Source organism: Ferrovibrio terrae (assembly GCF_943372915.1).
Classification (GTDB): domain Bacteria; phylum Pseudomonadota; class Alphaproteobacteria; order Ferrovibrionales; family Ferrovibrionaceae; genus Ferrovibrio; species Ferrovibrio terrae_A.
Window position 1 is genome coordinate 20483 of record NZ_CALSAN010000008.1, and the last position, 20935, is coordinate 41417.

Here is a 20935-nt window from a genome sequence, read left to right on the forward strand (position 1 = left end):
GGGGCGCCGGCATCGATCGGCGCCCCGTTTGTGTCTAGCTCCAGGATTGCCATTGCCGCGTCAGACTTCGATTGCCTCGCAAGGTATTTGATGCTTAAAATATCTCAACGGGGGACTCCCAAGGGCTTGCAATACAAACGCTGTATGGCGGCGGTGCATCGCTTGATGGGCCGCTCCGCAGGCATGTCACTGAAGGAGACACAAACGATGCGTTCCAGCTTCAAGACGCTTACCCTGCTTGCCACGGCCCTGACGGCTCTGCCGTTCCTGGCCGATGACGCCGCGGCCCAAGCCGCCAAGAAGATCAAGATCGGTTTCGTCACCACGCTCTCGGGTCCCAATGCTGCCTACGGGCAGGATATGAAGAACGCCTTTGAACTGGCGCTCGATCATATGGGCCGCAAGATGGGCGGAATCCCGGTCGAGGTGATCTACGAAGACGACGAGCAGAAGCCCGAGGTAGGCAAGCAGAAAACCGAGAAGCTGCTGCAGCGCGACAAGGTCGATTTCGTTGCCGGCTATATCTGGTCAAACGTCCTGCTGGCCTCCTACAAGCCCGTGCTGGATGCCTACACCTTCCTGATCAGCGCCAATGCCGGGCCGTCTCAATTGGCCGGCGAGGGCTGCAGCCCGTATTTCTTCGCGGCCTCCTGGCAGAACGACCAGAACCACATGGCCGTCGGCGAACTGCTGAACCAGAAGGGCATCAAGTCGCTCTATATGGTGGCGCCGAATTATGCCGCCGGTGTCGACGGCACCAACGGCGTGAAAGCGCTGTTCAAGGGCCAGGTGGTCGGCCAGGACATGACCAAGTGGCCTGACCAGCTTGATTTCTCCGGCGAGATTTCCAAGATCCGCGCTGCCAAGCCGCAGGCGGTCTATGTGTTCTTCCCCGGCCGCGCCGGCGTGCAGTTCTATCAGCAGTACAGCCAGGCTGGCCTGAAGAACGAAATCCCGGTCTATTCTGCCTTCACCATCGATGCGGTGACGCTGAAACTGCAGAAGGATCTGGTGCTGGATACCTATCTCACCTCGACCTGGGGCACCGACCTGCCCTATGCCGCCAACCAGAAGTTCGTCACCGACTACAAGAAGAAATACAAGGAAACTCCGGCCTTCTACGGTGCCCAGTCTTACGATGCCGCCAACCTGATCGGCAGCGCTGTGGTTGCCACCAAGGGCAACCTGAAGGACAAGAAGGCGGTCGGCGCGGCGCTGAAGGCTGCGAAGTTCGACTCCGTGCGCGGCCCGTTCAAGTTCGGCAATAACAATTTCCCGATCCAGAATGTCTACCAGCAGGAAGCCTACAAGACGGCCGATGGCGCCTATGATCTGCGTACGGTCAGCACTGTGCTGACCGCGCATCAGGATCCGCACGCCGCCAAGTGCAAGATGTAAGTTCGACCCGGATGCGCCGTCTCGCGACGGCGCATCCTTCTTTCAAGTGAGTGCTACGACCCCATGATTCTGCTTTTCGAGCAATTCCTGAACGGCCTGCAGATCGGTCTGCTGCTGTTCCTTCTCGCCGCCGGCCTGACGCTCGTCTTCGGCATCATGGACCTGGTCAATCTGGCGCATGGCTCGCTCTACATGATGGGCGCCTACTTCGCCGCCGTCTTCACCGAATGGACCGGCAGTTTCGTGCTGGGCGCCCTGCTCGCCCTGCCGGCCGGCGCCCTGCTGGGCATCGCGGTCGAGGTGATCACGCTGCGCACGCTGTATACCCGCGACCATCTCGATCAGGTGCTGGCCACCTTCGGCCTGATCCTGTTCTTCAATGAACTGGCGCGCGTGATGTTCGGCGCCGGCGGCATGATCATCACCATGCCGAGCTGGCTGAACGGCCAGATCGAAGTGCTGCCCGGCCTGCCCTATCCGTCCTATCGCTTCCTCATCATCGTGGTCGGCCTGCTCTGTGCGGTATTCCTGTATATCCTGGTACAACGCACGCGGCTGGGCATGCTGATCCGCGCCGGTGCCTCCAACCGCGAGATGGTCGGTGCGCTCGGCATCGATATCAAGCTGCTGTTTACCCTGGTCTTCGGCCTGGGGTCTGCGTTGGCCGCCCTCGCCGGCCTGATGGCCGGCCCGGTAACCACCGTGCAGATCGGCATGGGCGACAACATCCTGATCCTGGCACTGGTGGTGATCGTGATCGGTGGCATCGGCTCGCTGCCGGGCGCCTTCATCGCCGCCATTGCCATCGGCATCATCGACACCATGGGCCGCGCTTTCCTGCCCAATATCCTCGGTGCGTTCCTGACGCCATCGGATGCCGGCACGCTGTCGGCCGCGCTCTCCTCCATGCTGATTTACATCCTGATGGCCAGCGTGCTGGTGCTGCGTCCCGCGGGCCTGTTCCCCGCGCCCGGCCGCTGAGGAGAGTTGTTCGTGTCTCAAGCTTCCGTATCCGCGACTTCTGAAATCACCACGGCCCTGCCGCGCAACTTCACCACGCTTGTCGGCGTCATCCTGATGGCACTGCTCGGCCTGGTGCCGGTCTTCGCCGTGATCTTCGACGATCCCTTCCTGCTCACGCTGTTCACCCGCATCGTCATCATGGCGATTGCCGCGGTCAGCCTGAACCTGATCCTCGGCTATGGCGGCCTGGTCAGCTTCGGTCATGCCGCCTATATCGGCATCGGCGGCTATACCATCGGCATCCTGGCCTTCCACGGCGTGCATGCGGCGTGGATCCAGTGGCCGCTCGCCATCATCATCTCGGGCATTGTCGCGACACTGATTGGGCTGCTGTCGCTGCGCACCAAGGGCATCTTCTTCATCATGATCACGCTGGCGCTGGCCCAGCTGGTCTACTATCTGGGCAACGGCGCCTTCGCCTATGGCGGTGATGACGGCCTGAACATCCTCAAGCGCTCGGATTTCGGCGGCCTGATCGATCTCAATCACCGGCCCAGCTTCTACTATCTGTGCTGGGCATTGCTGGCCGCCACGATCTATTTCTGCCACCGCGTGGTCAATTCGCGTTTCGGCATGGTGCTGCAGGGTGCCAAGTCGAATGATCGCCGCATGGCCACCATCGGCTTTCCAGTGCATCGCTATCGCCTCACCGCTTTCGTGATTGCCGGCATGATCTGCGGCCTGGCCGGCGTTCTGACCGCCACCTTTTCCAATTTCATCAGCCCGGCGATGATGCACTGGAGTCGTTCCGGCGACCTGATCGTCATGGTGGTGCTGGGTGGCATGGGCAGCCTGTTCGGGCCGCTGTTCGGCACCGTGGCCTTCCTGCTGCTTGAGGAGATTCTCTCCAGCTGGACCGAATTCTGGAAGATCGTGTTCGGCCCGATCCTGGTGCTGGTTGTGATCTTTGCGCGCGGCGGCATCGACGGTGCCATCCTGCGCGGCCATACCGGCAAGCTGATGGCAGGCCTTGGCCTGTTCTACATCGTCTACGGCATCCACCTGGTCTACGACCGCGACTGGCTGGTGCCGGCATTTATTTTCGCGGCGCCAATCGGCCTGCTATGGCTGGTGCTGTGGTGGGAGAAACGCCGGCGCGGCGAGGCTGTGACGGTGGGAGGCGGCCATGAGTGAGCCCGTGCTGAAGGTGGCCAACCTGGTCAAGCGCTTCGGCGGCCTGACCGCGACCGACAACCTGTCGCTCGATCTGCGCGAGGGCGAAATCCATGCGGTGATCGGCCCCAATGGTGCCGGCAAGACCACGATGATCGGCCAGCTGATCGGCGAACTGCGCCCCGATGCCGGCAGCATCCATTTCATGGGCCGCGACATCACCTCGATGCCGGTGCACCAGCGCTCGGCGCTGGGCATCGCCCGCTCGTTCCAGATCACCTCGATCTTCCCGAACTTCACGGCGCTGGATAACGTGGCCTTCGCGGTGCAGGCCCATGACGGCCATTCCTTCCGCTTCTGGGCCGATGCCCGCAAGGACCAGACCCTGCGCCTGCCGGCCATGGCGGCACTGCAACAGGTCGGCCTCGGCCACCGTGCCGATATCACCGCCAGCGTGCTGAGCCATGGCGAGCACCGCCAGCTCGAGATTGCCATGGCCCTGGCGACCAAGCCGAAGCTGCTGCTGCTGGACGAACCGATGGCCGGCATGGGGCCGGAAGATTCCGCCCGCATGGTCACCATGCTGCAGAAGCTGAAGGGCAGCGTGACGATCCTTCTGATTGAGCATGACATGGATGCCGTCTTTGCCCTGGCCGACCGCATCACCGTGCTGGTCTATGGTCACAGCATCGCCACCGGCCTGCCGGACGATATCCGCCGCAACGAGCAGGTCCGCCAGGCCTATCTCGGCGACGAAGCGGAGGCCGTGTGATGACCGACCTTCTCACCGTCGAAAACATCGACACCTTCTATGGCCGCAGCCAGGTGCTGTTCGGCATGTCGCTCAGCATCAAGGCCGGCGAAGTGGTCACCCTGATGGGCCGCAACGGCATGGGCAAAACCACCACGATCCGCTCGATCATGGGCATGACCCCGGCGGCACGCGGCCGCATTGCCTTCCGTTCGGCCGATATCCGCGGCCTGCCCTCCTACCGCGTCGCCAAGATCGGTGTCGGCCTGGTGCCCGAGGGCCGGCAGATTTTCCCCAACCTCTCGGTGAAAGAAAACCTGATCGCTACTGCCGCCAATCGTAATGGCACGGCCCAGCCCTGGAGCTATGAGCGGGTGATCGAACTGTTTCCCCGCCTGGCGGAGCGTGCCGGCAATATGGGAAATCAACTCTCAGGTGGCGAACAGCAGATGCTGGCCGTCGGCCGCGCCCTGATGACCAATCCGCATCTGCTGATCCTGGACGAGGCCACCGAGGGCCTGGCGCCTTTGATTCGGTTGGAAATTTGGCAATGCCTTGAGCGATTGAAGCAGGCCGGACAAGCCATCCTGGTTGTGGATAAGAATGTCGGGGCGCTCACCAAGCTGGCCAACCGCCACTATGTGATCGAAAAGGGCCGCGTGGTCTGGCAGGGCGATTCCGCCGCGCTGCAGGCCGCACCGGATATCCAGCACCGCTATCTCGGCATCTGACGGGCTGCGCAGGAATTTCATAAGCAAACCCGTGGACAGCGCCGCGCCCGCGCCGCAAAGTAGGCAGCGCGCAGGCCTGTGATCGGGGGAGAACGGCCGGCGCCGAGGGGAGCCCGGCGTGTATCACGACGACCTGCATCAGGCAGCGGAATACGCCCATGCGGCGGTAGCCAGCATGACGCGGTTTTCGATTCCGCCGACCCCGATCAATTTCACCATCTGGTACGAATACCATGCCGGCCGCGATCCGGCGCTCAGCCGCGCGATCGACAGCCTGCTCTCCTCCAGCACAGCTTTCACGCCCGATACCACGCTGCAGCTCTATGAGGAATTCCTCAATCCGGCCCGCATGCTGCGCGCCTCGCGCGAAACCACCGAGAAGCTGCAGGAAGCAATGGACGAGCTGCGCAACTTCATTGGCGCCGCCGAGGAAGACACCCGCACCTACGGCGACAAGCTGGAGGATTTCTCCGACAGCCTCGACAAGCACGGTCATGCTCCTGCCTTCGGCTCGCTGGTCGGCGCCATGCTGCAGGAAACCCGCAGCATGCAGGAGCGCAACCAGTCGCTGGAAGATCGCCTGGCCGAAACCACGGCTGAGGTGCAGCAGCTGCGCGAACATTTCGAGCAGGCGCGCCGCGAGTCCCTGTCTGACTCGCTCACCGGCCTGGCCAACCGCAAGAATTTCGAGCAGACCCTCACCCTGTTTGCCAAGGCGGCGCAGGACAGCGGCGATCCGCTGGCGCTGATGCTGCTGGATATCGACCATTTCAAGCTGTTCAACGACCGCCACGGCCACCAGACCGGCGATACCGTGTTGCAGCTGGTCGCCCGCACGCTGAGCGACAATGTGAAAGGCCAGGATCTGGCGGCGCGTTATGGCGGCGAGGAATTCGCCCTGCTGCTGCCGCGCACCCGCGCCGACCAGGCCGTGAAACTGGGCGACAATATCCGCGCCCTGATCGCCACCCGCAAGCTGGTGAAGCGAACCTCCGGCGAACCGCTCGGCCGCATCACGGTCTCCGCCGGTGTGGCCGAATATCGCCTCGGCGAGTCGCTCAGCAGTTTCGTCCAGCGGGCCGATGCCGCGCTCTATGGCGCCAAGCGCGAGGGCCGCAACCGCGTGGTTGCCGCAACGGAAGCCGTTGTTCTGACAGAAACGGTTCTCCGCTCCTGACAAATCGGCTAGCGTTGCTTCCAATAAGGGAGAGAAACGCATGGCTTGGAATACGCTCATCGTCGACAAGCGCGACGGCATCGCCACCATCACGCTGAACCGGCCCGACCGCCTCAATGCGCTGAACAGCGAATTGATGACCGAACTGGGCAAGGCGCTCGACGAGATCGACGCCGATGCGACCATGCGCTGCCTGCTGCTGACCGGTGCCGGACGCGGCTTCTGCTCTGGCGCCGACCTCGCCTCTGGCGATCTCAACAACGATGGCGGCATGCCCGATCTGGGCCGTGCGCTGCATGACAAATACCATCCGGTGATCCGCCGGCTGGCCGCCTATCGCATGCCGGTGGTCTGCGCCGTGAACGGCCCCGCCGCCGGCGCCGGCATGAGCCTGGCGTTGACCGGCGACATCGTGATCGCGGCACAATCCGCCACCTTCCTGCAGGCCTTTGCCAATATCGGCCTGGTGCCCGATGCCGGCAGCACCTATTTCCTGCCGCGCCTGGCCGGCACCGCGCGCGCGCTCGGCCTCACCATGCTGGGCGAGAAGCTACCGGCCGAAACTGCTGCCGCCTGGGGCCTGATCTGGCAATGCGTGCCCGATACAGAGCTGATGCCGGCGGCTATGAAGGTGGCGACCAAATTCGCCAATGGGCCCACCGTGGGCCTGGCGCAGATCCGCAAACTGATCCGCCAGTCAGCCACCAACGGGCTGGATGCCCAGCTGGAGGCCGAGCGCGAGGCCCAGGTGGTGGCCGGCCGCACCCGCGACTTCATCGAGGGCGTCACCGCCTTCCTGCAGAAGCGCGCCGCCAAGTTCAGCGGCAAATAATGACGCCGCAGGAGATTGCCGACACCATCGGCAAGGCCGCCGCAGACCGCGACCTTGCCGCGCGCAAGCTGGGCATGCAGCTGATCGCGATGGGGCCGGGCCGCTGCGTGCTGCAGATGACGGTGCAGCCCGACATGGTGAACAGCCATGGCACCTGCCATGGCGGCATGATCTTCACGCTGGCCGATTCGGCCTTCGGCTATGCCTGCAACAGCTTCAACCGCAACGCCGTGGCGCAGCAGTGCGACATCACCTTCCTCAAACCCGTGGCCGTCGGCACGCTGCTGACCGCCACCGCCGAACTGCGCGAGACGGCGGGTCGCAGCAGTGTCTATGACATGACCGTGCGCGATGCCGCCGGCGATACCGTGGCGCTGTTCCGCGGCCTGTCGCGCGAAGTCAGCGGCGCAACCATTCCCAATCTCGGGGGCTGAGCATGGGCAAACTCAATACCGACATGAACCTGGCCGATGGCGACGCCACCTATGCCGCGCTGGTGAAGATGACCGAGGGGATGGACGATACTGCTGCAATGAAGGCGATGGCGAAGCTGGTGCTGCTGCTCGCCAACCATATCGGCGACGACGCGGTGCTCAACGAGGCCATGGCGATTGCGCGGGGAAAGGCCTAAACAGGCACCCCAGATTCTGCAATGGACAATGAAAATTGCTGCCAATATAGCTCTACCATCTAATAACCTGTAGCAGGTTCTGTATGTGGCGCATCATCATTGCAGCACTAATATTCGTCGCTCCGATTGCACAAGCTCAGACAATTCATGTGCCCGAAGGATATGTCCTCCAGGAACTTCGCCCGACCGGAGGCCAAATCGCCAAACCGGCCAATTGGCAATATCATGATTTCGCCGGCTCGAATGGTTGGACATGGATCATCGCCGCCAGTGACCCGACGAAATGGTATGACATCGGTTGGCGCACACAATTATTGATTGGCGTGGAGAGCGGAACCAAACGGCCCCGCGCAGACTTCGTCAGAAATTTCATAAATCAGAAGCGTACGACTGGTCAGGTTCTGCGCGATTGTCCGCAGTCCGATCAGGGTGATTTCTTCCTCATCTGCTTGGAAACCATAGAGACTTTAAAAACTCCGAGCGGAGAACGTCGCTTTCACATTCTTTATTCAGTGTTCTGGGGCAAGCAGATGGACATGGTCTATGTCACCACAAGCGGAGCTCCCGAAGAGGATTGGGAAACAGCTCGCCCTGCTTTCGAGGTTATGCGCAACTTCATTATCATTGGCGCTGATTTTGCCAATAAGGGAACAGCCGGGAAGCAGCAGTAAGGGCGGTTAACGGTAGCGCCGCGCGGCGCCCAGCGTGATGCGGCGCGACGACGGCGGGATGGCCGCCTTCTCCGCCTTGGCGACATCCAGCGCCGTTTTGCCCCAGGCAACCGCCTCTGCGGCATTGTCGATCAGCTCGGCCGGCAGCTTCCAGTAGCTCATCTGCACCGGCTTGCCCTTGCTGTCATAGACAAACGGGCCGCAGCCGCGCGCCTCGAAGGCTTTTTTGCCTTCGGCATCGGCCTTGAGATAGACGGTGTCGTCCGCGACCAAGGCAAACATCAGGCCGCGCGAATAGACCCCGGTGCCGCCGAACATCGGGCGCAGGGTCACGCCGCCCAGGGGGGCGAACAGCTCCTGAATGAAGGCGGTGAAATCGCGACTCGCAGGCATGGCGGGCAAGATAGCCAAGCCGGCGCCCAGGGCCAAGCGGGCTTTGCAGCCTGCGACAAAAAATGCCGCAGGCCGCTGGGCGGTTTTTTGCCGGCGGTCAGCCTGTCCCCTGCCAGCCCCCGGTCTGTGATCCAGCTACGGGCTAGAAATAGAGCCCTCCAAATGAGGTCGAGCCGGCAGCACTGCCCGGCAGGTAATTCGCGCCACCACCACCGGTATTGATCACGGAATTGATATCGGAAGTGTAGCGAACACCGGTCGCGGCCCCTGAGAAGGCATCACCATCACACCAGATGATGCCCATGGAAGAGGCCCAGGCGAACAGATTCCTGAAGTTCGGTATGCCGGTCAGGGTCACCGTGATGTTTTTCGCGTATATGCGCCCACTCTCCACCGCTGCCCAGTGGATATCGGCCGCCCCATCGATTGAATAATTGGAAAGCACATAAATGCTGCCTCCCGCCTGGGCCAGCAAATGATGGTACCCAGCCACAATCGAACCGAACACGACGGCCTCCCTGATGTACCCCGTCGCCCCGATATCGGCGTACAGCGCGTAACCTGCCGTCGAAGTCGTCAGCTTGAAACCGCCAATGGAAAGCACTGCATCATGCCGCAGCAGGAAGCAATGAGTGGTGGCAGCTGAAATCACGCAGTTGGCCGGCGTCGTGACATTGCCGATGACGAAAACCTCGCCGCCCCCCGTGAAGGGCGCCCTGACAGCGGCACCGGCACTATAAGTCCCGTCTGCCACCTGCACTGTAGCCCGATAGCCATTGAGGTCGATGGCCTTGGCGATCACATCGATCGCATGCTGGATGGTTGCGAAGGGCGCACCCGTGGTCAGGCCATGATTGGTATCAGATCCTGTGGTGGCCACATAGAAGCTGGTCGCTGCGCCCAGGCGGCAGCGCGCCGGGCTTTCCGAGGTGACGTAGTTCGTCCCGTCCGACACAATCGTCGCGCGTTGACTCGGGCCAAGATAGAGGATGGTCGAGGCTGAACCATTCAGGCTCGCCCCGCTCCCCACTATGACGGCCAGCAACGCCGCATCATCCGCATTGCCGATGGTAACCTGCCAGCCGGCGGGCATCACGCCGGTAGCCGTGCCCGGCAGGGTGTCGATCATGGCGGCACCACCATTGCTGCGCTGTTTCAGGCGGTAATGGTCAGTGTCGAGATAGCTGTAGTTGGCGCCGGTTTCAGTATCAACAGGGCGATAGCCATGACCCAGGCGCGAAACATCGCGCTCATCGGTGATCATCGCGTCATTGATGCCGGTGACACCCGGCTCAAGCCGCACCTGGGCAACCGGAATCTTGCCGGCGGGAACGGTCGGTGCGGAGGGGGTAGCTGCTGCCGTACCTGCAACGACCGTGAGCATGCCGGTGCGCTGATCCACCACAATGCGGTCGATCCGCGGATTGCCGCTCGGCGCCATGAAAGCCGGCGTGACCTGCTGGAAAGTCAGTGCTGTACCGGCCAGCGTGGCGGTGGCATTGGCGCTCAGCGTCACGCTGCCACTGCCCACGCTGCTCACCGTCGTCCCATCGGGAATGCCGAGACCGACCACCTGGAGGCCGGCTCCGAGGCCCGCGGTGCTAGGTAGATTGGAAACCGTGGGCGAACCACTGGCGATGTCCCCGACGAGATAAGCGCCGATCTGGATCAGACCAATACCATTGAAAACATGACCGGGATGAAGCGCCACTGTGAGCGATGGAATCGCCTGAGCGCGTGGCGCGAAGGCGTCGGCCACCCGGGTCAGTGGAGAAAAGAGCGTATTGAAATCGGCCTGGGACCAGACAGGGATCGTCATGGCAGTCTCCTTATTATCGAGGCAATAAGAACATAAAGCGAATATATAAAAAAGTAAAGTTATTAATCCTATTAATGGGATTTAAAGTGAACTCTGCGGATAAAAAGAAACGGCGGCAAAAACTAATTCGCCGCCGCACGTTCTAATCGCGTTTTCAATCTTACTGGCCGTTGCCGTTATTGTTCGACGAAGGCCTTTTCGATCACATACTGGCCGGCACCGGTGGTGGAGCCTTCCTGCCAGTTCAGGCCATCCAGCATGTCGCGCATCTCGGCCAGCATGGCCGGGCTGCCACAGAGCATGATGCGGTCGGTCTCGATGTTCAGCGGCGGCAGGCCGAGATCAGCGAACAGCTTGCCCGAGCGGATCAGGTCGGTCACGCGGCCCTGGTTGCGGAAGGCCTCGCGGGTCACCGTCGGGTAATAGACCAGCTTCTGTTTCACCTCGTCGCCGAAGAACTCGTTCTCCGGCAGTTCGCGGGTGATGAAGTCCTGGTAGGCCAGCTCGTTCACGCTGCGCACGCCATGCACCAGCACGACCTTGTCGAACCGTGCATAGGCATCCGGGTCCTTGATGATCGACATGAACGGCGCCAGACCGGTGCCGGTGGAGAGCAGATACAGCGTCTTGGCCGGCGTCAGGTTGTCCTGCAGCAGAGTGCCGGTCGCCTTCTTGCCCACGATGATCCTGTCGCCCACCTTCAGATGCTGCAGCCGCGAGGTGAGCGGACCGTCCGGCACCTTGATCGACAGGAATTCGAGGAACTCCTCGTAATTCGAGCTGACCATCGAATAGGCGCGCAGCAGCGGCTTGTTGTCGACGATCAGGCCGATCATGGCGAACTGGCCGTTGATGAAGCGGAAACTGGGATCGCGTGTCGTCTTGAAGGTGAACAGCGTGTCGGTCCAGTGATGCACATAGGTCACCGTCTCCTCGCGCAGATTGCCACCCGGCTTGAGCAGCGGATGCGAGGGCGTGACAGGAATGGCGGCAGCAGCGGCGGAGGAGGTCATGGCTCAGGAATCCGATTTCTCTGAATCAGCGTTTGGGGGCAGCGCGGGGATACAGCAGCGATGCCCGGAACTCACGGCCGAAATCATATGTGTACATATAATGTGATCCTGTGACCTTGAACAGCGGATATTTCGCATTCCACGACCAAAAGCAAGGTTTAACCACAATACACAATTAATCAGTGTTTAAAAGTGTCGCCCTTGGAAGCGGCACTGCAATTATTTTAAGTATAAAATAGTTTTGGGGACACGCAAGCAGGTTTAACCGCGCCGGCAGTGCCCATATGCCGCCATCCGGTCGTCACCCTCAGTTTTGCCCCGTGAGCCCTCAGCGCATCGGAACGCGCCGATGAAGCCTCGGCACTAGGCCGAGGCTGGCGGCGAAGCTGACTGGCGTTACCGCCCCTTCTGCTTGCGCCAGGCCTCGAAATCCACCTTGGTCTGCGGATCGGTGGCCGGATAAAGCCCCTTGATCGAACGACCGCCGAGCACCTGCTCGGTGACGAAATCCTCAAACGCCGTCATCTCGACGGCTTCGGTGGCGATCTCGTCGGCAATCGCGGCCGGGATCACCATCACACCATCGGCATCGCCCACCACCACATCACCCGGAAACACCGGCGCATCACCGCAGCCGATCGGCACGTTGATGTCGATGGCCTGGTGCAAGGTCAGATTGGTCGGCGCCGAGGGTCGGCTGTGGAAGGCCGGAATCTTCATCTGCGCGATCTCACCGGAATCACGGAAGCCGCCATCCGTCACCACGCCGGCCACACCGCGCACCATCAGGCGCGAAATCAGGATCGAGCCGGCTGAGGCGGCACGCGCATCCTTGCGGCTGTCCATCACCAGCACGGCCCCTTCGGGGCAGATTTCCACTGCCTTGCGCTGCGGATGCTCGGGATTCTGGAACACCGTGATCGGGTTGAGATCTTCACGCGCCGGCATGTAACGCAGTGTGAAGGCCTCGCCCACCATGGTGGGCAGCGACGGATTGAGTGGTTTCACATCCTGGATGAACTGATTGCGCAGGCCGCGCTTGTACAGTGCTGTTGCGAGCGTGGCAGTGCTGACAGTTTTCAGCTTGTCGCGGGTTTCGGCCTTGAGAGTCACGGGAGAGGTCCTTCTTTTTTAAACAATCAGGAAAGTGTCGCGCCCTGAGCGTCGACATAGAGGGCATAGATCGACTGGCTGGAGGCCATGAACAGGCGGTTGCGCATTTCGCCGCCAAAGCACAGGTTGGCGCAGCGCTCCGGCAGCGCAATCCGCCCGATGGGGCGGCCGTCGGCGTTGAACACCATCACGCCATCCAGCTCGTCACTGCCCATGCCCCAGCCGCACCACAGGTTGCCGCCGGTATCGACGCGGAAGCCATCGGCCGTGCCGGCGCCGCAGTCGATCAGCACCTTGCGGTTGGTCAGCGTCTTGCCGCCGCTCACGTCATAGACATGGATCAGGCGATTGGGCGCGGCCAGTGACTCAACAATATAGAGCCGGCTTTCATCGGGTGAAAACGCCAGGCCATTCGGGCCGTTCAGGCCTTCGGCCACCACGCTCAGCTCGCCGGTCGCCGGATCGAGACGATAGACATGCTGCGGCAGTTCGGAGGTCGACTTGCGGCTTTCATAGTTGCTGTTGACGCCGAAGATCGGATCGGTGAACCAGACCGTGCCGTCAGATTTCACCACGATGTCGTTCGGAGAATTGAAGCGCTTGCCTTCGAAGCGATCCGCCAGCACGGTGATGCCGCCGTCATACTCCGTGCGCGTTACCCGGCGCGTTTCGTGTTCGCAGGTGACCAGCCGGCCTTGCCGATCGCGCGTATTGCCATTGGCATAATGCGACGGCTTGCGGAACACGCTGACCGTGGCGGTCTGCTCGTCCCAGCGCAGCATCTGGTTGTTCGGGATATCGCTCCAGATCAGGCAGCGCTGGTCACCGAACCACACCGGACCTTCGGCCCAGCGATAACCGGTGGTTAGTCTTTCCACTGCCGCGGTGCGCAGGCGCAGCTTCAGGAAACTGTCGTCCAGCACCTGCACGGCCGGATCGGGATAGCGCGACGTCGACAGCGTCCACATCAGAAGATATCCGGCTCGCGCACCGGGGCGCCGAAATCGGTTTCCAGGAAGTCGAAGTCGCAGCCCTGGTCGGCCTGCTTGATATGCTTGGAGAACATCCAGCCATAGCCGCGCTCGTAGCGCACCTCGGGCTGCTTCCATTCTGCCTTGCGTTTCGCCAGCTCGGCCTCGGGCACATCCAGGGTGATGGTGCGCTTGTCGACATCCAGCGAAATGATGTCGCCATTCTTCACCAGTGCCAGTGGTCCACCGATATAGGATTCGGGTGCCACATGCAGGATACAGGCGCCGTAAGACGTGCCGCTCATGCGCGCATCCGACAGGCGCACCATGTCGCGCACGCCCTGCTTCACCAGCTTCTTCGGGATCGGCAGCATGCCCCATTCCGGCATGCCCGGACCGCCCAGCGGTCCGGCATTGCGCAGGATCAGGATGTGATCGGCGGTGACATCCAGATTCTCGTCATCGACCGCCTTCTTCATCGACGGATAGTCGTCGAACACCAGCGCCGGACCGGAATGCTTGAGGAAGCGCGGCTCGCAGGCGCTGGGCTTGATCACACAGCCATCGGGGGCCAGGTTGCCTTTCAGCACCGCCAGTGCGCCTTCGGCATAGATCGGGTTCTCCACCGTGCGGATCACATCGTCCTGATGTACCTGGGCATGGGCGATATTCTCGCCCAAGGTCTTGCCGCTGACCGTGACGGCATCCAGATGCAGATGCGGCTTGATGCGGGTCATCAGCGCCGGCAGGCCGCCGGCATAGAAGAAATCTTCCATCAGGTAGGCTTCGCCCGAGGGCCGGATATTGGCGATCACCGGAACCTTGCGGCTGGCGATCTCGAAATCATCCAGCGAAATATCCTGCCCGGCGCGACGCGCCATGGCGATGAGATGAATAATGGCATTGGTGGAGCAGCCCATCGCCATCGCCACGGCAATGGCATTCTCGTAGGCCTTGCGGGTCTGGATCACGGTGGGCGTGAGATCTTCCCACACCATGTCGACAATGCGGCGACCGCATTCACTGCTCATGCGGATATGGTTGGCATCGGCGGCCGGAATGGACGACGCGCCCGGCAGGGTCATGCCGATGGCCTCGGTGATCGCCATCATGGTGGCGGCCGTGCCCATGGTCATGCAGGTGCCGTAAGAGCGCGCGATGCCGGCCTCGATGTCATTCCATTCCTGGTTCGAGATATTGCCGGCGCGGCGCTCGTCCCAGAATTTCCAGGCATCCGAGCCGGAGCCGAGAATCTTGCCCTTCCAGTTGCCGCGCAGCATCGGGCCCGCCGGCAGGTAGATCATCGGCAGCCCGGCGCTGGTGGCACCCATCAGCAGGCCCGGCGTCGACTTGTCGCAGCCGCCCATCAGCACCACGCCATCGACCGGATGGCTACGGATCAGTTCTTCGGTCTCCATCGCCAGCATGTTGCGATAGAGCATGGTGGTCGGCTTGACGAAGCTTTCGGAAACCGAGATCGCCGGCAGCTCGATCGGCAGGCCGCCGGCCTGCAGTACACCGCGCTTCACGTCTTCGACGCGGTGCTTGAAATGCGCGTGGCAGGGATTGATGTCGGACCAGGTGTTGACGATGGCAATCAGCGGCTTGCCGGTCCATTCGGTGGCGGCATAGCCCATCTGCATGATGCGCGAACGATGGCCGAAGCTGCGCAGGTCGTCAGGGGCGAACCAGCGGGCGCTGCGCAGCTGGTCCGGGGTCTTCTTCTTGCTGGCCATGATCTCAACTCTTTTAAAAGCAGATGGGGCGGACATCGCTGCCCGCCCCGCGACTGTAGCTTATTCCGGCTGGATTTTGCCGACCTCGATGACGGTTTTCCAGCGGGCAATTTCGGCCGCCAGGAAGGTTTCGAACTGCTTGCTGGTATTAGCCACAACATCGAAGCCGATGTCATTGAACTTGGCCTTGACCTCGGGCGCGTTCAGCGCCGCGATGGTCTCCTTTTCCAGGCGCGCGCGGATATCGGCCGGCAGGCCCTTGGGTGCGGCTGCCGCCTGCCAGGAATAGACCTCGACGTCCTTGACGCCGGCTTCGGCCATGGTCGGCACATCGGGCAGTGCCGCATTGCGCTTGTCGGCGGTGACGGCCAGGGCCTTCAGCTTGCCGCCACGCACATGATTGGCGATGGCGCCCAGATTCTGGAACGAGACATTGGCATGACCGCCGATCAGGTCGGCAATGGCCGGCCCGCCGCCCTTGTAGGGCACATGCACGCCCACCGTGCCGGTCTTCTGCATGAACAGCGCAGCGGTCAGGTGATCCGACGAACCGGTGCCCGAAGAAGCGAACGACACCTTGTCGGGGTTCTTCTTCAGGTATTCGACCAGCTCCTTCACCGTACTGGCGGGGAAGTTCGGGTTGGCGACCAGGACGTTCGGCGTGCGCACGGCGACCGTGAGCAGGTCGAAATCCTTCATCGGGTCGTATTTCAGATCCTTGAACAGCGCCGGATTGATGGCGAACACGCCGATCGAGCCGACCAGGATGGTGTAGCCATCGGGCGCGGCCTGCTTGAGCAGGGTGGCGCCCAGCGAACCATTGGCGCCGGCGCGGTTGTCCACTACCACCGTCTTGCCCAGGCTTTCGCTCAGCTTCGCAGCCACGTTCCGCCCGGTGATGTCAGAGGCACCACCAGCCGGGAACGGCACGATCATCGTGACATTGCGGTCGGGATAGGCCTGCGCCATGGCCGACGGGGCCAGCGCGGGCGTCACGAGCAGGCCGAGCATGGCCGCGGCGCCGGCGAGGCGCCTGAATCGGGTTTGCGATGTCATGATGATTCCTCCGGTTATTGTTATGGGCGAACTAAAGCACTAATGCATTAGTGCGTCAATCATGCTACAGGAGGCGCATGGACACCGTTTCATCCCTGCTCACCCGCCCTGGCCCGCTCAATGCGGAACAGCAGGACAAACTCGCGCGCGACCGTTCCCGTCAGGCCGCGCCACAGGTGTTAGAGCATCTGCGCGAGAAGATCATCGCGCTGGAATTGCCGCCGGGCACCGTGCTGTCGCGCACCGAGCTGCAGTTGCGCTTCGGCCTGAGTTCGACGCCGATCCGCGATGCGCTGATGAGGTTGGCGGAAGAATCGCTGGTGGAAATTTTCCCCCAGCATGCCACCCGGGTCAGCCCGATCGACCTCACCCTGACGCAGCAGGCGCATTTCCTGCGCCGTTCGATCGAGACCGAAGCCGTGCAGCTCCTGACCAAACAGCGTGACCCGGAGTTGATCGCGCGCCTGCGCGAGATTCTGACGCTGCAGCGCGGCCTGGCCGAGAGCGGCGACCTCGCCCGCTTCAACGATGCCGACCAGGCGTTTCATCGCGAGATTTATCTGGCTGCTGGCGTGCCGGATCTGTGGACCCTTGTGCGGCGCCATAGCGGCCATATCGACCGCCTGCGCCGCCTGTATCTGCCGATCGAGGGCCGACCGCAGCAGATCGTTGCCGACCATACGGCGATTGTCGATGCGATCGAGTCCGGCGATCCCGAGCATGCGCGCGCCGCGCTGCGCCACCACCTGTCGCGCTCGCTGACCGACAGTGCGACCATCCGGGCGAAATACCCGGCCTGGTTCCGCGACTAGAGCAGCTTGGGCAGCGCCGCGGCCAGCATCGCGAAGCCCGATACCGTGAGCAGCCCGAGCACGATGCGGCGGAAAGTCGCCTCGCTGATGCCGATATAGAGCCGCGCCCCCAGCAGGGTGGGGATCAGCATGGCCGGCAGCACGATGGCCAGCATCGGCAGCGTCGCCACCGAAATCACACCGGTGCCGATATAGGTGGCCAGCGTTACCCCCAGCATGCCGAGATTGAAATTCTGGATCACCGCGCGCTGGGCATCCTTGGGCATGCCGCGCAGGGTGCACCACAGGGTCGGGATCGCGCCCGATACGCCGGCGATGCCGCCGAGCACGCCACCGATGAAACCGGCCGTCGCATCGGCAAGACGACCGCCGGCGGTGACGCGCGGCAGCCGGTTGCCCAGCAGCATGATCGGGCAGATCACCACCAGCAGGCTGCCAAGCGCCAGCTTGAACACATTCACGTCCAGCAGCGGCAGGATGCCAACGCCGACCGGAATGCCGGCCAGGCCGCCCAACACGAACGGCAGCAACAGCTTCCAGTCGAAGCCGCGCCGCACCGTGAGCGCCGCCAGCAGCTGGCCGCTGAAGCCACCGAACACGGCCATGGCAGCCGCCAGCTGGGGATCGACCCACCAGGCCCAGACCGCCATCGCCACCATGGCAAAGGCAAAGCCGGACAGGCCCTGGACAAAACCGGCCAGGGCCGCGCCGAGCGCGACGACGATATAGAGCGGGTCCACCTGCAGGCCGGCGGCGGGCTTACATCATGTTCCGGGTGGCGGTCGGCAGGCTGACCACCAGACCGTCCAAGGCATCCGACATGATCAGCTGGCAGCCGAGCCGCGAGGTCTTGGTCAGGCCGAAGGCGAGGTCGAGCATGTCTTCCTCGTCGGGCTTGGCCGGGGTCAGCCTGCCATACCAGTCGGCGTCGATGATGACATGGCAGGTCGAGCAGGCCAGCGAGCCCTCGCAGGCGCCCTCGATATCGATGCCATGCTTATGGGCGATCTCCAGCACCGACAGGCCGATCGGGGCGTCGACTTCAACGCGCTTCCCGTCCGGCTGGATGAAGGTCATTTTCGGCATCGCTGGACAGACTCCACTCTGGGGGGCGCGGTGGATATATCGCCCCCCCCGGTCTGTCGCAACCCTGCCCGGCGGCAGTCCGGGATCAGTGGCGGCCGAATTCGCGCAGCCGCTCCTCGATGAAGCCGGCCACCGACATCGCCCGCTCATAGCCGGCCGGCGACAGGGTCTGGCGGGCGGCGGCATCGAACAGGGCCATCCAGCGTTCGAAGTGGGCCGGGGTCATGCGCAGGTGGGTATGCGCCCCCATGACGCAGCCGCGATAGCGGTCGGTGCCCATCAGCGCCCGCGACCAGAAGGCGCCCACGGTGTCGAGATGCTCCTGCCAGTCGGCGATGGTGGCAGCGAAAAACGGACCCAGCAAAGGGTCGGCATGGGCCCGGGTATAGAAGGTTTCGACCAGGGCCCGGACCATGTCCTCGGTGATCGGTTCTGGTGCGATTGCGGCCTCGGCCATGTGCCTCTCCTGGATGCGTGACAGGAGCAACCTAGCCAGGGCCGGGCGGTGCCGCTTTGCGCAGGATCAACCGAGTGGCATCTTGACGCGGTGAGAGTAAATCACTTCAATTGATCTATATTTATTATTAAATATCAATATATTATTATAATTATATCACTCAAAACATTACTTCGACTTGCGCTGCCACAGCGCAATCCAGGCTGCCGCCGCGCGCTCGATATCCTCAGCCTTGCTGGCCCAGCCGAGGCTGAAGCGCACCGCCTCGCGGGCGGCCTGTTCGGGCAGGCCCATGGCGGTGAGCACATGGCTCGGCGTCACCTTGCCCGAGGAGCAGGCCGAGCCGGCCGACACCGCCACCCCGGCCAGGTCGAAGGCCATCACCTGGGTCTCGGCCGGCATGCCAGGCATGCCTATACACAGGGTATTGGGCAGCCGCGTCTCCGCGCTGCCGCCATGGACCGGGGCCGCCGGACAAGCCTCCTGCAGGGTGGCCTGCAGCCGGTCACGCAGGGCGGCGATCTGCTTCATGCCATAGAGGCCCTGCTGGGCGGCAGCAGCCGCCGCACCGAAGCCGGCAATCCCCGGCAGGTTCTCGGTGCCGGCCCGCATGCCCTGCTCCTGGCCGCCGCCGCGCAGCAGGGGCGCCGGCACCCAGTCGTCACGCAGCACCAGGGCACCGACCCCGGTGGGGCCGCCCAGCTTGTGGCCGGACAGGGTGAGGAAGTCGCAGCCCAGCTGGCTGAAATCGACCGGGATCTTGCCGGCCGCCTGCACCGCGTCGCAGAGCACCAGGGCGCCGGCGGCATGGGCGGCCCGGGTGACCGCGGCGACCGGCTGGATCGTGCCGGTCTCGTTGTTGGCCAGCATCAGGCAGACCAGGGCGGGGGCAGCCGCCTTGGCCAGGGCGGCCTCGACTGCCGCCACGGTAACCACCCCGTCAGGCCCGGCGGCTATCTCGGTCAGGGGCAGGCCGAGATGGCGGGCCGGTCGGAGAACCGAGTCGTGCTCGATGGCCGCCACGACCAGGCTTTTCACCCCGGCCGCTTCGCATGCAAGACGGAGCGCCAGATTGTTGGCCTCGGTGCCGCCCGAGGTGAACACCACCCGTTTGGCCTCGGCGCCGACCAGATCGGCGACCTGGCGGCGGGCAATATCGGCGATTCCCCGCGCCGCACGGCCGAAACGGTGCACCGACGAGGGGTTCGCCGGGGCCTCCAAAGCGGCCAGAAGGGCAGCCCGGGCCTCGGGCCGGAGCGGCGCCGTTGCGTTATAGTCAAGGTAGGTGGAGTTCATTTCCTGCTTTTAAGCTTGAATTTCGCTCTGCCGAGTATGGTAAAAGTGGACCTTGATCAACCGATTATACAGCGCCGCCCCCTCCCCAGAGGCGCCAGAGTGACGAACAACAATGCCTGACATCATATTCCCCGGTCCCGACGGGCGGCTGGAAGGCCGCTATACCCACGGGCCGGAGGCCAATGCCCCGATCGCGCTGATCCTGCATCCGCACCCGCTGTATGGCGGGACGATGAACAACAAGGTTGTCTATAACCTGTTTCATGTCTTCGCCAAGCGCGGCTTCTCGGTGCTGCGTTTCAACTTCCGCGGCGTCGGCCGCAGCCAGGGCACCTTTGATAACGGCCAGGGCGAACTCTCCGATGCCGCCTCGGCGCTCGACTGGCTGCAGGGCGTCAATGCCAATGCCTCGGCCGTGTGGATCGCCGGCTTCTCGTTCGGCGCCTGGATCTCGATGCAGCTGCTGATGCGCCGCCCGGAGATCGACGGCTTCATCTCGGTGGCGCCACCGGCCGGCATGTTCGATTTCGGCTTCCTCGCCCCCTGCCCCTCGTCGGGCCTGATCATCCAGGGCACCGACGACAAGATCGTGTCGGAACCCGAAGTGGCCAAGCTGGCCCAGCGGCTGGCGCTGCAGAAGGGCATCAAGATCGATTACAAGAAGGTACAGGGCGCCGACCATTTCTTCGAGGGCAAGCTGGATGAGCTGACCTCGGCGGCCGACAAGTATGTGAAGACCAGCTTCACGCCGACCTCCGCCCGCGCCGGCAAGGGCGCCCAGGCTGCGCAGCAGAGCTAGGCTGCGCAGGTGTAGTCGCGCGACTGGGGGTCCCAAGTAAGTCGTGTAGTCCGAGCC

Annotated in this window: 23 protein-coding genes; 12 read left to right on the forward strand and 11 right to left on the reverse strand. The window is 63.0% G+C overall.

The genetic code is table 11. From position 1 onward, the window contains the following. Nucleotides 1-207 precede the first annotated feature (207 nt). The 10 genes from AAG821_RS07445 to AAG821_RS07490 all read left to right on the forward strand — a co-directional run bounded on the left by AAG821_RS07445 (nt 208) and on the right by AAG821_RS07490 (nt 8327). Nucleotides 208-1398 (forward strand): ABC transporter substrate-binding protein, encoded by a 1191-nt coding sequence (locus tag AAG821_RS07445; protein ID WP_341913280.1) that lies wholly within the window; start codon nt 208-210, stop codon nt 1396-1398. Nucleotides 1399-1461: 63 nt separating this feature from the next. Continuing rightward, nucleotides 1462-2379, forward strand: a complete 918-nt coding sequence (locus AAG821_RS07450; RefSeq protein ID WP_341913282.1) for a branched-chain amino acid ABC transporter permease — start codon at nt 1462-1464, stop codon at nt 2377-2379. Nucleotides 2380-2391: 12 nt separating this feature from the next. After that, nucleotides 2392-3555, forward strand: coding sequence for a branched-chain amino acid ABC transporter permease (locus tag AAG821_RS07455; RefSeq protein ID WP_341913284.1), 1164 nt, complete (start codon nt 2392-2394; stop codon nt 3553-3555). Next, entirely contained in the window at nt 3548-4306 is a 759-nt protein-coding gene (locus AAG821_RS07460; protein WP_341913286.1) for an ABC transporter ATP-binding protein, read from the forward strand. The genes AAG821_RS07455 and AAG821_RS07460 overlap by 8 nt, the downstream gene beginning before the upstream one ends. Then, the gene (locus AAG821_RS07465) at nt 4306-5016 is read left to right on the forward strand and encodes an ABC transporter ATP-binding protein (RefSeq protein WP_341913288.1); all 711 of its coding nucleotides are present in this window, start codon (nt 4306-4308) and stop codon (nt 5014-5016) included. The genes AAG821_RS07460 and AAG821_RS07465 overlap by 1 nt, the downstream gene beginning before the upstream one ends. Before the next feature lie 118 nt (nt 5017-5134). Then, entirely contained in the window at nt 5135-6193 is a 1059-nt protein-coding gene (locus AAG821_RS07470; RefSeq protein ID WP_341913290.1) for a diguanylate cyclase, read from the forward strand. Nucleotides 6194-6233: 40 nt separating this feature from the next. Next, complete coding sequence (locus AAG821_RS07475; RefSeq protein WP_341913292.1) at nt 6234-7025, forward strand: enoyl-CoA hydratase-related protein; 792 nt, start codon at nt 6234-6236, stop codon at nt 7023-7025. Then, on the forward strand, nt 7025-7459 hold the full coding sequence (paaI, locus tag AAG821_RS07480; protein WP_341898138.1) for a hydroxyphenylacetyl-CoA thioesterase PaaI: 435 nt from the start codon (nt 7025-7027) through the stop codon (nt 7457-7459). Before AAG821_RS07475 ends, paaI begins: the two co-directional genes overlap by 1 nt. A 2-nt stretch (nt 7460-7461) precedes the next feature. Next, nucleotides 7462-7656: a DUF2783 domain-containing protein gene (locus AAG821_RS07485; protein ID WP_341913294.1), complete on the forward strand. Its 195-nt coding sequence runs from the start codon at nt 7462-7464 to the stop codon at nt 7654-7656. An 83-nt stretch (nt 7657-7739) separates the two neighbouring features. Next, entirely contained in the window at nt 7740-8327 is a 588-nt protein-coding gene (locus AAG821_RS07490; protein ID WP_341913295.1) for a hypothetical protein, read from the forward strand. Nucleotides 8328-8333: 6 nt separating this feature from the next. Here the strand turns inward: AAG821_RS07490 and AAG821_RS07495 are convergent, their stop codons facing one another. The 7 genes from AAG821_RS07495 to AAG821_RS07525 form a co-directional block, all read right to left on the reverse strand. Beyond that, on the reverse strand, nt 8334-8720 hold the full coding sequence (locus AAG821_RS07495; protein WP_341898143.1) for a TfoX/Sxy family protein: 387 nt from the start codon (nt 8718-8720) through the stop codon (nt 8334-8336). 142 nt (nt 8721-8862) lie between these two features. Then, complete coding sequence (locus AAG821_RS07500; RefSeq protein ID WP_341913297.1) at nt 8863-10539, reverse strand: hypothetical protein; 1677 nt, start codon at nt 10537-10539, stop codon at nt 8863-8865. A gap of 176 nt (nt 10540-10715) precedes the next feature. After that, on the reverse strand, nt 10716-11552 hold the full coding sequence (locus AAG821_RS07505) for a ferredoxin--NADP reductase (protein ID WP_341913299.1): 837 nt from the start codon (nt 11550-11552) through the stop codon (nt 10716-10718). Nucleotides 11553-11948: 396 nt separating this feature from the next. Beyond that, the gene (locus AAG821_RS07510) at nt 11949-12665 is read right to left on the reverse strand and encodes a ribonuclease activity regulator RraA (RefSeq protein WP_341913301.1); all 717 of its coding nucleotides are present in this window, start codon (nt 12663-12665) and stop codon (nt 11949-11951) included. A 26-nt stretch (nt 12666-12691) separates the two neighbouring features. Next, entirely contained in the window at nt 12692-13633 is a 942-nt protein-coding gene (locus AAG821_RS07515; protein WP_341913302.1) for an SMP-30/gluconolactonase/LRE family protein, read from the reverse strand. Then, entirely contained in the window at nt 13633-15372 is a 1740-nt protein-coding gene (gene araD, locus AAG821_RS07520; protein ID WP_341913304.1) for an L-arabinonate dehydratase, read from the reverse strand. The genes AAG821_RS07515 and araD overlap by 1 nt, the downstream gene beginning before the upstream one ends. A 60-nt stretch (nt 15373-15432) precedes the next feature. Further along, nucleotides 15433-16428, reverse strand: coding sequence for a tripartite tricarboxylate transporter substrate binding protein (locus tag AAG821_RS07525; RefSeq protein ID WP_341913306.1), 996 nt, complete (start codon nt 16426-16428; stop codon nt 15433-15435). 77 nt (nt 16429-16505) lie between these two features. Here AAG821_RS07525 and AAG821_RS07530 point away from each other — a divergent pair, with 77 nt between their 5' ends. Next, the gene (locus AAG821_RS07530; RefSeq protein WP_341913308.1) at nt 16506-17240 is read left to right on the forward strand and encodes a GntR family transcriptional regulator; all 735 of its coding nucleotides are present in this window, start codon (nt 16506-16508) and stop codon (nt 17238-17240) included. Here the strand turns inward: AAG821_RS07530 and AAG821_RS07535 are convergent. From AAG821_RS07535 to AAG821_RS07550, 4 genes are all read right to left on the reverse strand, one after another. Then, complete coding sequence (locus AAG821_RS07535) at nt 17237-17980, reverse strand: sulfite exporter TauE/SafE family protein (protein ID WP_341913310.1); 744 nt, start codon at nt 17978-17980, stop codon at nt 17237-17239. The genes AAG821_RS07530 and AAG821_RS07535 overlap by 4 nt on opposite strands. A gap of 19 nt (nt 17981-17999) precedes the next feature. Further along, entirely contained in the window at nt 18000-18326 is a 327-nt protein-coding gene (locus AAG821_RS07540) for a ferredoxin family 2Fe-2S iron-sulfur cluster binding protein (protein WP_341913312.1), read from the reverse strand. A gap of 85 nt (nt 18327-18411) precedes the next feature. Next, complete coding sequence (locus tag AAG821_RS07545) at nt 18412-18783, reverse strand: group III truncated hemoglobin (protein ID WP_341913314.1); 372 nt, start codon at nt 18781-18783, stop codon at nt 18412-18414. 168 nt (nt 18784-18951) lie between these two features. After that, complete coding sequence (locus tag AAG821_RS07550) at nt 18952-20079, reverse strand: cysteine desulfurase family protein (RefSeq protein ID WP_341913316.1); 1128 nt, start codon at nt 20077-20079, stop codon at nt 18952-18954. Between the two features lie 112 nt (nt 20080-20191). Between AAG821_RS07550 and AAG821_RS07555 the strand changes: the two genes are divergently transcribed. After that, nucleotides 20192-20878, forward strand: a complete 687-nt coding sequence (locus tag AAG821_RS07555) for an alpha/beta hydrolase (RefSeq protein WP_341913317.1) — start codon at nt 20192-20194, stop codon at nt 20876-20878. The last annotated feature ends 57 nt before the right edge of the window (nt 20879-20935 follow it).